This is a genomic window from Acetobacter aceti, from assembly GCF_002005445.1.
Lineage (GTDB): Bacteria > Pseudomonadota > Alphaproteobacteria > Acetobacterales > Acetobacteraceae > Acetobacter > Acetobacter aceti_B.
On the sequence record NZ_CP014692.1, the window covers coordinates 685,821 to 700,156 of the forward strand.

General features: G+C 54.4%; 13 protein-coding genes, 1 tRNA gene and 2 pseudogenes. 10 read left to right on the forward strand and 6 right to left on the reverse strand.

Annotated elements, in window-relative coordinates:
* Positions 1-97 precede the first annotated feature (97 nt).
* Both A0U92_RS03080 and A0U92_RS03085 read left to right on the forward strand, forming a co-directional pair.
* Entirely contained in the window at positions 98-697 is a 600-nt protein-coding gene (locus A0U92_RS03080; RefSeq protein ID WP_077814218.1) for a glutathione S-transferase family protein, read from the forward strand.
* On the forward strand, positions 694-1,287 hold the full coding sequence (locus A0U92_RS03085; RefSeq protein WP_077811952.1) for a hypothetical protein: 594 nt from the start codon (positions 694-696) through the stop codon (positions 1,285-1,287). Before A0U92_RS03080 ends, A0U92_RS03085 begins: the two co-directional genes overlap by 4 nt.
* Here the strand turns inward: A0U92_RS03085 and A0U92_RS03090 are convergent.
* Positions 1,277-2,194, reverse strand: a complete 918-nt coding sequence (locus tag A0U92_RS03090; RefSeq protein WP_077811953.1) for a LysR family transcriptional regulator — start codon at positions 2,192-2,194, stop codon at positions 1,277-1,279. The two genes, A0U92_RS03085 and A0U92_RS03090, sit on opposite strands and share 11 nt — an antisense overlap.
* A 102-nt stretch (positions 2,195-2,296) precedes the next feature.
* Between A0U92_RS03090 and A0U92_RS03095 the strand changes: the two genes are divergently transcribed.
* On the forward strand, positions 2,297-3,091 hold the full coding sequence (locus A0U92_RS03095) for an NAD(P)H-dependent oxidoreductase (protein WP_077811954.1): 795 nt from the start codon (positions 2,297-2,299) through the stop codon (positions 3,089-3,091).
* A gap of 261 nt (positions 3,092-3,352) precedes the next feature.
* On the opposite strand, the gene A0U92_RS03100 is transcribed toward A0U92_RS03095, so the two are convergent.
* Both A0U92_RS03100 and A0U92_RS03110 read right to left on the reverse strand, forming a co-directional pair.
* The gene (locus A0U92_RS03100; RefSeq protein ID WP_077811955.1) at positions 3,353-3,889 is read right to left on the reverse strand and encodes a GNAT family N-acetyltransferase; all 537 of its coding nucleotides are present in this window, start codon (positions 3,887-3,889) and stop codon (positions 3,353-3,355) included.
* Between the two features lie 416 nt (positions 3,890-4,305).
* Positions 4,306-4,555 (reverse strand): annotated as a pseudogene (locus tag A0U92_RS03110) (transposase); the annotation flags it as partial.
* Between the two features lie 297 nt (positions 4,556-4,852).
* Between A0U92_RS03110 and A0U92_RS17645 the strand changes: the two are divergent.
* Genes A0U92_RS17645 through A0U92_RS03135 form a run of 5 tightly spaced genes read left to right on the forward strand, consistent with a single transcriptional unit; the run spans position 4,853 to position 11,645 of the window.
* Entirely contained in the window at positions 4,853-5,362 is a 510-nt protein-coding gene (locus tag A0U92_RS17645) for a TolC family protein (RefSeq protein WP_222927845.1), read from the forward strand.
* Positions 5,359-6,555, forward strand: coding sequence for an efflux RND transporter periplasmic adaptor subunit (locus A0U92_RS03120; RefSeq protein ID WP_236748247.1), 1,197 nt, complete (start codon positions 5,359-5,361; stop codon positions 6,553-6,555). Before A0U92_RS17645 ends, A0U92_RS03120 begins: the two co-directional genes overlap by 4 nt.
* Entirely contained in the window at positions 6,542-9,640 is a 3,099-nt protein-coding gene (locus A0U92_RS03125) for an efflux RND transporter permease subunit (protein WP_236748248.1), read from the forward strand. The genes A0U92_RS03120 and A0U92_RS03125 overlap by 14 nt, the downstream gene beginning before the upstream one ends.
* Positions 9,637-10,305, forward strand: a complete 669-nt coding sequence (locus A0U92_RS03130; RefSeq protein WP_077811960.1) for a response regulator transcription factor — start codon at positions 9,637-9,639, stop codon at positions 10,303-10,305. The genes A0U92_RS03125 and A0U92_RS03130 overlap by 4 nt, the downstream gene beginning before the upstream one ends.
* The gene (locus A0U92_RS03135) at positions 10,302-11,645 is read left to right on the forward strand and encodes a sensor histidine kinase (protein WP_077811961.1); all 1,344 of its coding nucleotides are present in this window, start codon (positions 10,302-10,304) and stop codon (positions 11,643-11,645) included. The genes A0U92_RS03130 and A0U92_RS03135 overlap by 4 nt, the downstream gene beginning before the upstream one ends.
* A 378-nt stretch (positions 11,646-12,023) precedes the next feature.
* Here the strand turns inward: A0U92_RS03135 and A0U92_RS03140 are convergent, their stop codons facing one another.
* Positions 12,024-12,239 (reverse strand): hypervirulence associated TUDOR domain-containing protein, encoded by a 216-nt coding sequence (locus A0U92_RS03140; RefSeq protein WP_077811962.1) that lies wholly within the window; start codon positions 12,237-12,239, stop codon positions 12,024-12,026.
* Here A0U92_RS03140 and A0U92_RS03145 point away from each other — a divergent pair.
* A complete protein-coding gene (locus tag A0U92_RS03145) occupies positions 12,238-12,837 on the forward strand; it encodes a DUF488 domain-containing protein (protein ID WP_077811963.1) in 600 nt (199 codons plus the stop codon). The two genes, A0U92_RS03140 and A0U92_RS03145, sit on opposite strands and share 2 nt — an antisense overlap.
* An 82-nt stretch (positions 12,838-12,919) precedes the next feature.
* On the opposite strand, the pseudogene A0U92_RS18590 reads toward A0U92_RS03145, so the two are convergent.
* Positions 12,920-13,063, reverse strand: a pseudogene (locus A0U92_RS18590) (IS5/IS1182 family transposase); the annotation flags it as partial.
* Positions 13,064-13,386: 323 nt separating this feature from the next.
* Here A0U92_RS18590 and A0U92_RS03155 point away from each other — a divergent pair.
* A complete protein-coding gene (locus A0U92_RS03155) occupies positions 13,387-13,755 on the forward strand; it encodes a hypothetical protein (protein ID WP_236748249.1) in 369 nt (122 codons plus the stop codon).
* A gap of 496 nt (positions 13,756-14,251) precedes the next feature.
* On the opposite strand, the gene A0U92_RS03160 is transcribed toward A0U92_RS03155, so the two are convergent.
* Positions 14,252-14,326 (reverse strand) — tRNA-Val (locus A0U92_RS03160).
* Positions 14,327-14,336: the final 10 nt, after the last annotated feature.

The window sequence follows — 14,336 nt, forward strand, 5'->3', positions numbered from 1 at the left end:
ATCTGCCCGTGTATCTCCCAGTAACGAGGCGTGCGCGTGCCTGCGTGACCATTTATACAAACCAGACGCAGTCATCACGCATGACGGAGAAGTGTCCATGAAACTCTACAATCTCGAACTCTCCGGCAATTGCTACAAGGTGCGCCTCCTCGCGGCCCTGACCCGAATTCCTCTTGAAAACGTGCCGATGAACCTTGCAGATGGAGAACACCGCACCGCATGGTTCACGTCCCTGAATCCATTCCAGGAAGTGCCTGTTCTGGTCGACGGGGAAACCGTTCTGCGCGATTCCCAGGCGATCCTCGTCTATCTGGGCGGTCAGCTTACGGACAGGACGTGGTGGCCGGAAGATTCCGCAGCCCAGGCCGAAATCGTACAATGGCTCTCCGTCGCCGCAAGCGAGGTGCGTGACGGTCCGAACACGGCGCGCCTGATCCGGAAATTTGGTTACGATCATTCGATGGAGCAGGCGCTTCTCGTCACACGGCGGCTTTTGCCCCTGCTGGACCAGCATCTGACCACCCATGACTGGTTCGCGCTTAACCGGCCGACCATCGCGGACTGCGCACTATTTCCCTATCTCGCACTGGCACATGAAGGCGGGGTCGACGTCACTCCCTTCAGCGCTCTGACACACTGGATCGATCGTGTCCGGGCGCTACCGGGATTCGTGCCGATGCCGGGCGTAGACAGATGACGGATGACAACGCCGTAACGCCATTTCCCGCGAACTGGCTCGAAACGCTTCTTCCTCGCATCGATTTTCGAGAACGGCACAGTATTGATATTCTTGCTCCCGCCGGGCTCATTCTTGACTGCGCCGAGGACTATCGAATGAAAAACGATCTGCTCTTCCGTGTTGCCATAGGATTGCGCGAACTCCCGGCACGCATGCAGGGACAAACCACTCGGCCACCTTTCGACCGGGACAGGTTTACCTTTCTGGGGCGTGATGGGGACAGTACCCTCGCTTTCGGCCTGATCGGTGCATTCTGGGAAGTCGATTACGGATTGCGGCCGTGCCGCTCGGTGGAGGATTTCCGGGCCTGCGCAAATCAGGACGTTTGCAAGATGGTGCTGTCCTACACGCTTCAGCCGCTGATACGCGGGACACACCGTCTCACGACCGAGACAAGCGTCTTCTGTCCTACTCCCGCGACATGGCGGCGTTTTGCGCCCTACTGGTATCTCATCCGACCCGTCAGCGGACTGATCCGCAGGCGCATGCTGGCCTTCATCCGCAAACAGGCCGAAAGCCACATCACATTCGGGGCTATCACCGGCTGATACCGGCGACCCGGCTGAGTCCATCGGCAAGAAAGTCCACGCAGAGACGGACCCGGGTCAGGTTCGTCCGTTCCGGCGCGATCAGCATGCTCAGCGGCATGGGAGGCAGCGTATAGTCCGGCAGCACCTGTTCCAGACGACCATCCCGCAGGCAGTCCTCCACCAGCCAGCGATGGGCTGGTCCGTAACCTCGACCCGCCAGAAACGCATCGCGCGCCGCCAGACCATGATCGACAATCAACCGACCATGAAATGGCATGACATGATTTCTGCCCTTCTTACTCCGAAGGACCAGTTGCTCCGATCCATGCACACGCGACATCCGCACGCCCTCAAGAGCCGGCAGATCCTCCGGCCGCCTTATCGGACCGTTGCGACGAAGCCACTCGGGGGAGGCAACCAGCACGCGCTGGCTCTCTCCGAGAGAACGCAGTTTCATCGCACAATCACTCAGGGGGCCAAGACGGATGGCGATATCGACGCCATCCCGCACCAGGTCGATCCGCTCGTCCGTCAGGCCGAACTCGACCCGTATGCCCGGATTTTCATCCTGAAAGACGTAAACAAGGCGGCTGACATGCAGGACACCCAGCGCGCCGGTGCAGGAAATACGCACCGTCCCGGCCGTCGCCTGCCGTGTGTCGCGCATCTCCTGAGAAGCCTGCTCGACGAGGGAAAGAATCTGCACGCAATGCGCGTAATACCGCGTCCCTTCATCTGTTAACGCGGCGCGGCGCGTGGTGCGCGTCAGCAGCGAGACACCCAGGGTCTCTTCGAGTTCACGCAGATGCCGCGTAACCGTCGATTGTCCTGCGCCGGTTTCCCGCGCGACGGCGGCCAGATTGCCGCGTTCGGCAATGCGCACGAAGGTTCGCATTCGTTCCAGCGAAATGAGGGATTGTTCCATTTTTCGGCACTGTGCCTTCCGCTATCTCCATATGGGAGAAGAATACCTTATCCCCTAGTCTTGGCCGATACGAATCATTGTCCGCAATAACAAGGCCCGCTCATGAAAGTTCTGATTGTCTTCGCGCATCCCGAACGACACTCCCTCAATGGCGCCCTGCTTGATGCCGCCATCGCCGAACTGCAGGCGCAGGGACACGAGGTCAAAGTCTCCGATCTCTATGCCATGCACTGGAAAGCAGCCGTCGACCGCAGCGACTTTCCGGATCTGCCTTCCGGCGAGCGCCTGAAAGTAGGCTCTGCATCTTCCCGTGAATTCGCAGCAAACGGCCTGACGGATGACGTAAAAGCCGAGCAGGAGAAACTCCGCTGGGCCGATACCGTGATTCTCCAGTTTCCGCTCTGGTGGTTCGCCATGCCCGCGATCCTCAAAGGCTGGATCGATCGCGTCTATGCCTGCGGCTTTGCGTATGGCGTTGGCGAGCATAGCGACAGCCGCTGGGGTGATCGCTATGGCGAAGGCGTGATGGCGGGCAAGCGCGCCATGCTCATCGTGACGGCCGGAGGCTGGCCGGAGCATTACTCCGAGCGCGGGATCAATGGCCAGATCGACGATCTGCTGTTTCCCATCAATCATGGCATCCTGTTCTATCCCGGTTTCACGGTGCTGCCGCCTTTCGTGGCTTACAGGGTGGACCGGCTGGATGAAGCTCGCTTTGAGATCGTTTCCGGACAACTTCGCGAGCGTATGCGCACGCTTGCGACGACCGCGCCGATCCCATACCGGAAGCAGAACGACGGCGACTATCAGATCCCTATAATGGAACTGAAAACCGGGCTGGAAACACCAGGCGCCGTTCGTTTTGCCCTGCATGTAGCGGAACCGAAATCCTCGTAGCAAGAAAAGAGGCAGTACGGGCACTTCGACCGAAGTGTTTTGTCTCGGGTTTTAATGGGATGGACTAAGGATGAATCGTTATGGTTCTGAAATCCAGATTGTGCGAACGTATTCGTAGAGTGTGAGCCCATTGAGATACGTCCTCGACCGCTTACGCTTTCCCCGATTGCCAGTAAGCGGTCGTTCAATTGCACTTCGATCGAAAACATGACGACAGACGTCAGGCACTATCACGGACCCATGAAGTTTTGAGTTTCGAACTCACCCTTTCAGAGCGCGCCATTCACGCGCCAAGATCGCGTACTGCATGGTGTTTTCATAAACTGGCTGACCCTGCCCGTTCTTCATGAAAGAGATGAACTCCATGAATGTTCCCTCCAGACGCATGCCCAGTTTTTGGCAGAGACGCTGCGATGGCTGGTTTGTGTCTTCGACATAGGCATAGAGACGACGGGCATGTCGGTCGTCGAACAGGTAGGCGAACAGAGCATGCGCGGCCTCGAATGCATATCCTTTCCCGGAAAAACGGGGGTTGAAATTCCACCCGACCGAAATGGCGTCTTCCTCTGGCATAGCAAACAGATCACCAATCAGTTCGTCGCTATCTTTGAGACAGACAGCAATATATTTGTCGTCATGACTGCGTTTCTTTGCTTCAGCTAAAGCAGAAGCTTCGTCAGAAAGTCTCAGTGAAAAGAAACAACTGGATCGCGGATCATGCAAATAGGCATATAAAGCCGGGCTATCGGCTTCACGAAACCGACGAAGAATAAGCCGTTCTGTTTTTATACTCAGCATCTTATCCGCTTTTTCTCGACTACACGCAGGTCAGATCATTCATTCAGATAATGCGCTCAGAGCTCTTTTGGAAATTCATTATCTGAGGCTAATCCGGCTATACGGAGCACATACATCCCCCCGAAAAGGCCGGCCTTTCGCTATTTTTCCATTGATGCAGAGAGTTGGTTTCATTCCATATCGGGACTCCAAGCCTTTTCCAGAAGGGCTCTCTGCCCGGAGAAGATACCATCAATCATAATGGTTGCTTTCCATATTCCTGATGCGCTTCTGCTGATCATAGCATATTGAGGGATTTCCCTCATTTTTCTGCGCATAATCCCCTGTGACCCGATGTGTGCCACGTCGCCTTGCCCGATTACAGACATCAACGGGCTTCACCGCCAGTCGATATGGGCGGCTGGCGATGCGGATCTCCAGCCGGATGTCCGTTCAACGACCCACTGACGTGGCAGGATTTCAAATCCTTTTGCCGTATCTGATCGCCGGATGATCTCGATCGTGAAGTCGAGAAAAGCGGCCTTGTCCATCAACTGCAGGCGTTCACAGGCACCCTCTGCGAACAGGTGCTTTCACTCACGGACGCCGTTTGCGGATGGCATCCAGGATCATCTGTTCTCCTGCACCGTCCGAAATATCGCCCGGTGTCAGCCTGACCAGAAGCAGGTGGCATCAGAGGGACTATGCGCTCCCATTCCATATCGGTCAGAGCATAGAGATAACATTTCGTCTTGCGCCGGATGCTGACCATACGTCCTCGTTGTTCTGGCGTTCATATCCTGAGTTTGAATCAGGCATAAACCGGCTTGAAAAGCCATCATATCGCATTTCCAACAGGGCACCTATATTCTCTGCTGTATCCACTTCCATGACGCGTTCAGGAAACTGTCAGCTTCGTCTGGTATGATATCGATCATGTCACAGCCCTTTTCGCGTGACGATACGTACAGGCGGCATGGTTTTATGCGTTATCGTGATATTTATTATCCACACTCGCACACCATATTAAAAGAAGAAAATATATATAGAGAATGTTACTATATATATTGTGACATTTTTATTTTTACATTTCTGTTATTTTCTTTCAATCAAATTTCAGAGGTGGAAGCAGAAAATATTACGTTCGTCCACGCCGCTGAAACGGCGCGGGCTGTCGATTCAGGGCTGACTGAACTGAATACAAACTATCGCTCAGCGGCGGCCCGCCGCAATGTCAGACAGGAACTGGCCCAGGTTTTTTCTCATCTGACGGCCACGAAAGACATGCTCAGAAACTCTGTTCTCTCCGCCGAGAGCATGAACAGTCGCGCAATTGAGGTGAGCCGGTCATGGCAAGCCGGTGAGACATCGCTGGTTGAACTGCTGCGGGCGAGATCCGCGGCCCACAATGCCCTGCAACTTCGCAATCAGACGGAAATCGCCCGGCACGTCGCCATTGTACGGACATTGATCGCCGCAGGAGAATTCCAGTGAGCGCTTTACCTGTCCCTATAAAAAACTGGAAATATTTACTGTATATCGCGATTGTTTTTAGCATTGCTGACTGCCCTGCACGAGCTGCCGACAGCGCGCCGACTGTCGTAATGGGAGAAGCGGCGCAGAAGAATTCTGCTCTGGTTATTTCGATCGCGAGGAGTGGCGCGCTCGTAAAAAATCTGGACGCGATGGGAACCGTCACAGCGGAAGCGGGGCATGTCGTTCGTATTCATCCTGCGGGGTCCGGTAAAGTTCTGAGTGTCGCTGTGGTGCCCGGTCAGCATGTGCACAAGGGAGAAACTCTTCTTACCTATCAGGATCATTCACTGCATCTGATCCGTCTTGAAATGACAAGAGCACAGGCGGCGCTGACGACAGCACAGGCGGCCTCTCAGAATGCGGCGTCAGCCTATCACCGGGGGCATGAACTGGCAGGAGCAGCCGTTGCAGCAGGAGAGACCAGACGTCGCCTGGCCGCATTCCAGGCTGCGAAAGACGACGTTATTGCTCGACAGGCCGATGTCGATACTCTGAAGCATCAGCTCGAAGAAGAATACAACTCCGTTACGGAATCAGTTAAAGCCCAGACCGGCCCGCTGGATGAAACATCGTCGATCATTGCGCCGACCGCAGCGGAAGTGCAGAGCGTGTTCGTTGGTGTTGCGGACGATATTTCACCGACAACGGAACTGATAGGTCTGACAGACATGTCCTCGGTATGGATTGTTTCTGACATCCTGCCTCAGGATGCCACGCAGGTGGTCCAGGGCGACGAGCAGATCACGGAACTCGCGTCGGATGCAGGGACGACATTACTGAGATCGAAAATAACTTCGGTAGGTGACATAGCTGATCCGGCCACGGGTCTCGTTCGCGTCATAAGCACGGTGCCCAATCCAGATGGCAATCTTCATCCCGGCATGTTCCTCAATACCCATCTCCCAACACGCGAAAAGGCGACAGGCATCATTGTGCCGGAGAGCGCTGTCACAGAAATCAACGGTGTAAGCACCGTATTTGTGCCGGCAGGTCCAAACCGGTTCCGGCCACAGGAAGTGCATGTCGGTGCTACGGGAAATGGACAGAAAATCATTACTTCTGGCCTCTCCGTTGGCGAGCGGATCGTAACGCAGGGCGCATTCGCCCTGAAGGCGGTGATGCTGGTGTCAGATATGAATGACGGAGACTGAGAGCGTCATGCGTAACGTGCTCTCCGCCCTGCAGACCAGACGCTGGCTGATTCTTGGGGTGATCTGCCTTACCTTCATTGCCGGCGGTCTCATCGTCCGGGGCCTTCCGGTAGAAGCCGTGCCTGATATCTCTCCCCGGCAGGTGCTCGTTTCCGTCGTTGCGCCGGGCCTCGCCACGGAAGAAGTCGAACGGCTGATCACCTTTCCGATCGAGGCCAGCATGGCGGGCATTCCGGACATGACCGATCTCCGGTCAGTCTCCCGTTCGGGGGTCTCGGTCGTCTATATCCAGTTTGCGGATGAAACGGACATCAATCTCGATCGCGCCCGTGTGGAAGAACGTATCCAGCAGGCGAGAGAGACAATCTCCGTGCCCGGAGTCAGCGTGAATATCGGACCGCTCGCCACAGGTCTCGGTGAAATCATGCAGTTGCAGATCAGAGGCGATGGTTATTCGCTGATGGATCTGAACCGTCTTATGACATGGACCGTCGCGCCGCAGTTGAAACTGGTTCCGGGCGTCGTGGACGTTAACGTAAACGGTGGCGCCGAACAGACATTTCAGGTCGCTCTCGATCAGGCCCGCCTGATGGCGCTCGGTGTGTCAGTTGATGATGTCTTCCGGGCGGTGGACGGCAATAATTCTGCATCGGGAGGCGGATGGATTGAGCATGGAGAGGAACAGCAGATCGTTGTCGGACGCGGCCTGATTGGCTCGCTTGATGATTTTGGGTCCATTCCCGTCCGGACCAACGCCAACGGTTCCGCCATTTTCCTCCGGGATGTCGGACGCATTTCCATGGGACCGAGAACACGCCTTGGCGCCGTCACGCGGGATGGCCAGGGCGAGATTGTCATAGGCGTCATCATGATGCGCATGGGAGCGAGTTCCGACACCACCCTGGCCGCCATCGACGCGGCGCTTCCCGGCATTCGTCAGTCTCTCCCCAAAGGGGTGACGCTTGATCCTTATTACGTGCGTTCGACACTGACAGACAGCACCATCAGGACCGTGAAGGAAAATCTTGTTGTTGGAGCACTCCTGGTCATCAGTGTTCTCATCGTGGTTATCGGTGACTGGAGAGCGTCACTGGTCATTGCCTCCGTCATTCCGTTTGCGCTCGTCTACGCCATGGCCGGCATGCGATGGTTCGGGATTTCCGCCAATCTGCTCAGCCTCGGCGCCATCGACTTCGGTATGATCGTCGACAGTTCCCTCGTCGTGGTCGAAAATCTCATGACGCATCGTGATCGTGACCAGGCCAGCGGGCGGAATACGCCGCTGGCGGCTCTCGCGGTCTCAGCGGCGACTGAAGTGCTCCGGCCAGTGAGTTTCGGCATTCTTGTCATTGTGATGGTCTATCTGCCGATCCTGACATTGCAGGATATCGAGGGCAAGATGTTCAGGCCCATGGCGCAGACGGTCATCATGGCCCTGCTGGCCTCACTGCTCTACTGTGTTGTCGGGATACCGGTGATTGCGGCTTTGATGATGAAGTCTTCCGGCCACCATAAAGATACCCGTCTGGTTGCCTTTCTTCGTCGTGGTTATGGTCCCCTGCTGAACTGGTGCGAAACCCGGCCACGGACCCTGTTTGGCGCGACTTTCGTGATTTTTGCTTTTTCTGTCTGGGTTGGCCTGCATCTGGGTGGCGAGTTCATTCCGTCTCTCGACGAGGGCGCCCTGACGGTAACAACGACACGACTGCCAGGCATTTCGCTGCCTGAAGCCCTGAAGGAGGTCGGCCTCCAGGAGCGTATCCTGCGCCGCTTTCCCGAAGTCATCAGTGTTGTCAGCAATACGGGAACATCGGCCATCCCTACTGATCCGATGGGTGTTAACGAGACAGACAGTTTCATCTTTCTGAAGCCGCCATCACAGTGGACCACGGCACATACACAGGAGGGGCTTGTTACGGCGATGAGTCAGGTGCTGAGCACTGAACTGCCCGGTATGCAGCAGTCATGGAGTCAGCCCGTGCAGATGCGGATGGATGATCTCCTGTCCGGTGTCAGAACGCAGATTGCCGTCTCGATCTATGGCGATGATCTCGCTACGCTGGCGCGTCTGGGGGACAGGGTAGCGAGCGTCATGAAAACCATTCCCGGCGCGGCTGACGTGGCTCCACAGGGGGACGGCACCGTTGCTTTCATCCATATCGATATTGATCGTCGGAAGGCGGCGCGGCTGGGTATTTCCCAGCAGGAGCTTCTGAACGTGGTTGAAGCGGTCGGCGGCCATATCGGAAGGTCCGTCACAGTCGGTAACGCCCTGATCAGCACGCAGGTCCGTTTCGATCCTGCCCAGGCAGGCACACGTGACCAGATCGCCCGTCTGAGGATACGCCGCGCCGATGGACGGGGCGCGGTCCTGCTTTCAGAGATCGCAAAGGTTACGGTGCAGGACGGTCCTCCCCGTATCAGCCGGGATAATATCCGCCGCCGCCTTATCGTGCAGGCCAATGTGCGCGGGCGTGACCTCAGTTCCTTTGTCGCCGAAGCACAGAAGGCCGTCGGCAGAAAGGTCATCCTGCCTCCCGGTTACCGCATCGTGTGGGCGGGCCAGTTCCAGAATCTGCGCTCGGCCATGGCTCGGCTGGAAGTTGTCGTGCCGATTGCGTTGGTGTTGATTTTTGCCCTGCTTGTTGTTGCGCTGAATTCAGTCTGGCTGGCAGGGCTTGTTTTCGTCAATCTGCCAGTTGCTGCGACAGGTGGTATTCTGGCTCTCGCTCTGCGTGGCCTGCCATTCAGTGTGTCCGCCGGGATCGGGTTCATTGCCCTGTTCGGTGTGGCTGTGCTGAACGGCGTGGTGCTCATCACGGCCATAAATTCCCTGCGTCTAGCAGGCCGGCAGGCTGCACGCGCCGCGTATGAAGCTGCGGAAGAGCGTTTCCGTCCGGTCATGGCGACGGCTCTGGTCGCCAGTCTGGGTTTTATTCCCATGGCCGTCTCAACCAGTGCCGGCGCAGAGGTCGAGCGCCCTCTGGCCACTGTCGTCATCGGTGGCCTGATCTCCTCGACACTTCTCACGCTTCTTGTGCTGCCCTCACTGTATGCGCGTCTCATGAAAAACCGTACATCATGAAAATCCTGATTATTGAAGATGAGCCTGCCCTGGGCTCGGCGGTAAGAGACCGCATACGTCAGGCCGGACATATCGTCGACTGGTTCAAGACCCTAACCGATGCCCGTGCAGCCCTGATGGTCTCTTCTTATGATTTCCTGCTGCTGGATCTTGGTCTTCCAGATGGTAATGGTCGGAATCTGCTGCGGGAAATCCGACGGGACTGTTCATCTCTGGCCATCCTGATCACCACAGCCCAGGATCAGGTCAGTGACAGGATCGCGGGACTGTCAGAAGGTGCGGATGATTATATTGTCAAACCTTATGATCTCGACGAACTCGTTGCCCGTATCGACGCTGTTGCCAGGCGTTACGCGGCGCTGCCGGACAACGTGGTCATGATTGGTACTATCAGGATCGATCTCGCGCGTCGTCAGCTTGAACGCGATGGCCAGACAGTTGATCTATCTGCGCGTGAATGGGCCATTGTCGAACTTCTTGCGCGTCGTCCCGGCGCTGTGTGCAGTCGTGAGCAGATTGAAGATGCTCTGTATGGCCTCAGTGACGACGTGGAAAGTAATGCTATTGAAGTTTTCATCAGCAGGATAAGGAAAAAAACTGGACCATGTCTGATCATGACAGTCAGGGGTAGAGGCTATTGTCTCGCGGAGAATACGTCCCGATGAAGCGTTGGAGCCTGGCATCCCGTATCGTGTCCGGCACACTGGTTATCGTGCTGGGTGCGCTGGTGCTTCTCAGTATTCTTGTTGCGGCCTTTACCCGTTACGAAGTCACGGAGCGCCTCGACAACTCGCTACAGGAAGTGGCCGAACGTCTGGAATTTGTTATCAGTGAGTTGGACAGGAGTGGTCCGGGTTCCGCCACTCCGGGTGGTCAGATCGCGCAGCTCCCCGGAGTGAACCGGCGGACACTGGCCTATCAAATTGCCACAATGGACGGTCGCCTTGAGGTCAGGTCGCAGAACGCTCCGGAAACGCTGTTTGTTCCGCACCTTGCAACGGGATTTTACAATATCCCGTTATTCAGGGTGTATGTTGTGCCATCAGCATCCGGTCGCCATTACATTCTGGTGGGTGAGCCGACTTTTCACAGAAATGAAGCCGTCAGGCGGGCTATTCTGATTTCAGTGCTGCCTATGGTGCTCTTCTTTCCGGCGATCTGGGTGCTGGTCCGCTGGCGCGTCCGTCACGCCATGCGTCCCCTGACAAGCCTTCAGTATGAAATCAGAAGCCGCGGCGGATCAAATCTGGCTCCTGTTCCTCCACTGGATCTTCCCGAAGAACTTGTGTCCATTCACTCCGCCGTCAACCTCCTGCTGGAACGTCTGAAAATGGCGCTTTCGACCGAACGCGCCTTTGCTGCCAATGCAGCGCATGAACTGCGTAATCCGGTGGGTGGGCTTCTTGCCCAGGTTCAGGTTCTCAGAAAACTCCTCATGGGATCGGATTATGAAGAGCGGATAGCGACCATCATGCAGCAGGCCCGCAGAATTGGCCGGATGATGGAAAAACTGCTTCAGCTTTCACGCGCAACATCGGGGATCGCTCTGGCAGGGCGCATGTTCGATCTGGTGCCCGTCATTCGCTTTCTGGCAGAAGAACTTGAACGGGAAAAAGACCAGTCGATTGAATTCTCGGGATCATCGCATCTCATGATCCGGGGCGATATGGATGCAACAGGCATTCTTTTTCGCAACCTTCTTGAAAACGCTGTTCTTCATGGTTCATCCGCGCAAGCCGTCAGTGTGATCATCACGCAAGATCATAAAGTCCTGATCTGTAATGATTGCGAACCGCTTGCACCTGACGTATTGCAGAATATGGAAAAGCCTTTCGTCAGAGGAAAGACAGATGCCGAAGGTAGCGGCCTCGGCATGGCGATCGCGCGGCAGATATCACAGCAACTGCATGCCGACATGACCGTGAGTTCGCCTATTCCAGGAACGGCCAGAGGCGTTCTGGTGACAGTTCGATTGCAGATCAGCGAGATCGAGGAGTGCGTCTGAACAGACCAGAAACTCTGAGGCTCTATCCATCAAATCCCGGAAAGCAGATCTTCTTTCTCCGCAGTCTATGCGGATTTGAAGCCGTGCGGTGCGCCATCGGATTAGGTCACATCAATTATGGCAGTTTGTGGTTCAGCCGACTTTCCCGCCGTCTCGACAATCATCCGAACAAACATTCCCGGACGCCCGAGCGGTTGCCAAGTGCTGCATCAGAATACTGATGATGAAGTATCCCTATCGCGCATTTCACGTTGTCCGTAAATTCCACACCTGGTTTTTCACTATGCAGTTCGTCCCAAAACAATTTCTCCCACTGCACTGATAGCGACTACGACCAGTGGTGGCGCAGTCACCATGCTATCGCAGGAGATGATCCAGTTACTCTACAAGGGTCAGGGCCGTGCCTTTGTGAAAGGCGATATGGCTGGTTTTAAGGCTTTCTATTTCATATTGAGGGTGTTCTGACGTTGCGTGATGCTGATAGCCGTTGACCAGAAAGGGCTCCGTATGAATGGCTCTGATCCGTCCACTGACGTATCCTGCTTCCGAGTTCCAGGATACGATATCTCCGATCTGGAAAGTTTGTGACGGCATGGAAAACTCCTTATCCAATGTGAACCTCGCAGGAGAGGCAAGATCATCTTCGTGCCATCCATTCTACACCATTGGGCACTCCACGCTTGCACTACCTGATTTTATTGCACTTTTGCGCCATTATGGCGTGACACTGATCGCGGATGTGAGGGCTTTTCCCTATTCCCGGCGTAATCGGGACTATGATGGCGCCAGTCTCCAGCCGGAGCTGGCGATACAGGGGATCGGGTATAGCCATTTTCCAGAGCTTGGTGGACGACGACCACGGTCGAAGACGGTGCCAGCGGAGACCAACGCATTCTGGCGGGTCCAGAGTTTTCATAATTATGCGGATTATGCGCTTGGAGACGATTTTCACCGGGGTCTCGTCCGGCTTATCGAGGCGGGACAGCAGGCGACTGTTGCGATCATGTGTGCGGAGGTGCTCTGGTGGCGCTGCCACAGGCGCATCGTTACCGACTATCTTCTGGCTCATGGGGTGACAGTCTTTCATATTCTGTCCATGACGGATGTCGTTCCCGCGCGCCTCACTGAGTCAGCAATGATTGATAGTAGCCAGCACATTACTTACCCACAGATAAACACTTCCAGAGGCTGAAGGTAAAATACAGGATGTAAAAATATAATATCTCGAAAAATCGGCATGAGCACAAAGCTATCTTGAGTGACTGAAAGGCTGTCGGTCGCGCCGCCTCGACTTGCGCCTTCGCGTCAGCTTCCAGCCGGGAGCAGGCTTCGTCCAGCTTCGCTTTCAGCGTTTCCCGTCGGGCAAGCTCGTCCGGCAAGGCCCGCTGATCGCTGTCTGTGGCGTCTGCGTGCTCAGCCACTGACTTCACGCATTGTGATAAAGAAGCTGGAAAAGAACTCATTTCGATGTGTGATCAGCGGCTTTGGAGGCGCTCGATCAGAGGATACCGTCTCCATTTTTGACCGCAGCCATTTTGATCAATGGTCTGTTTTGTCAGGGCGATCACCCCCCCAATATTGGTCATTTTTGCTGGTTTTCCTGTCTCACGTCTCGTGGGACACTCCACTGTTGGGAGCATCTGTCGACACATATTTGTATGGATTATATAAACGATTATGGTGTGGAAGCAGGTTACGCTGGATGTTTATGTTTCGTATAAAGTTTACGAGGATGTGTAGTGTGAAAATACGTATGGTTTTATTTTTTGTGACGATTTTAATCGTTGGGCCAAATTTAGCCCAAGCGCAAGAAGAAGATAGCGATTATGGTGAGTTGATTCGGAAAACAACAACAAACTCGACATGCTTAGATTATCTGAATGAAGAGCATGATAATTACTCGGGTGACAAGATGGCTGAGTCTCGTGCAACCGATGAGGTGACGAAGGGTCTTTCCAGGGCGATTCGAGATGAATGTCAGAAAGCACCAAAGGAAAATCTAAAAAATGCAGTTTCCAAGGTAAGAAAATCTTATACCGAAAAATTATCCGAGATAATGAAGAAATTTCAAGATAATAACAGGGATCTTCGTAGAGATGGTGGGGTGTAGATACTTTGAATCGTAAAATTGTTAATTACACGTTCTGATGGCTGATTTGACACCCGAATTGTCGTCTGGCGCATTGGCGAGATCATTCGGACAGCCAGAATGTTGCAGACCACATCCAGCCAGAAGAATTGCCAATGAAAGCACCGCAAATTTATACATCTAATTTCACTCCGTATCGTCAGAGGTTTATATTGAATTTTAATTTCTGTGAAGCTTGAATCAGCGCCAATTTGCGAGGCTGTTTTGTTGGAAAAGAATTTCTGTTGGTGAAATATATTAAAAAATATCGTAATTATTATGTGGGTCTATTTTAAATTTCTATTTCGAATGGATGGGTTTCTATTAACATTATTGATATTTATTCAATATAAAAAAAACTTGTAAATGTTGGTGTGTACTATTTAAGTGCGTTAATGCTGCAAATGAATTTGATTGTTTACTTGTGGTGATATTGGTGTGTTACACGTTTTGAATCACAATCTTCTAACCAAAATCGTGGTGGGTGCGACAGGGATTGAACCTGTGACCCCCGCCGTGTGAAGGCGATGCTCTACCGCTGAGCTACGCACCCCGATTTTGTG

Excerpts from the sequence above, each read along its gene's own strand:
- A0U92_RS03080 (WP_077814218.1), top strand. The coding sequence starts at position 98 with ATGAAACTCTACAATCTCGAACTCTCCGGCAATTGCTACAAGGTGCGC.
- A0U92_RS03085 (WP_077811952.1), top strand. The coding sequence starts at position 694 with ATGACGGATGACAACGCCGTAACGCCATTTCCCGCGAACTGGCTCGAA.
- A0U92_RS03090 (WP_077811953.1), bottom strand. The coding sequence starts at position 2,194 with ATGGAACAATCCCTCATTTCGCTGGAACGAATGCGAACCTTCGTGCGC.
- A0U92_RS03095 (WP_077811954.1), top strand. The coding sequence starts at position 2,297 with ATGAAAGTTCTGATTGTCTTCGCGCATCCCGAACGACACTCCCTCAAT.
- A0U92_RS03100 (WP_077811955.1), bottom strand. The coding sequence starts at position 3,889 with ATGCTGAGTATAAAAACAGAACGGCTTATTCTTCGTCGGTTTCGTGAA.
- A0U92_RS17645 (WP_222927845.1), top strand. The coding sequence starts at position 4,853 with ATGCGTTATCGTGATATTTATTATCCACACTCGCACACCATATTAAAA.
- A0U92_RS03125 (WP_236748248.1), top strand. The coding sequence starts at position 6,542 with ATGACGGAGACTGAGAGCGTCATGCGTAACGTGCTCTCCGCCCTGCAG.
- A0U92_RS03130 (WP_077811960.1), top strand. The coding sequence starts at position 9,637 with ATGAAAATCCTGATTATTGAAGATGAGCCTGCCCTGGGCTCGGCGGTA.
- A0U92_RS03135 (WP_077811961.1), top strand. The coding sequence starts at position 10,302 with ATGAAGCGTTGGAGCCTGGCATCCCGTATCGTGTCCGGCACACTGGTT.
- A0U92_RS03145 (WP_077811963.1), top strand. The coding sequence starts at position 12,238 with ATGGAAAACTCCTTATCCAATGTGAACCTCGCAGGAGAGGCAAGATCA.
- A0U92_RS03140 (WP_077811962.1), bottom strand. The coding sequence starts at position 12,239 with ATGCCGTCACAAACTTTCCAGATCGGAGATATCGTATCCTGGAACTCG.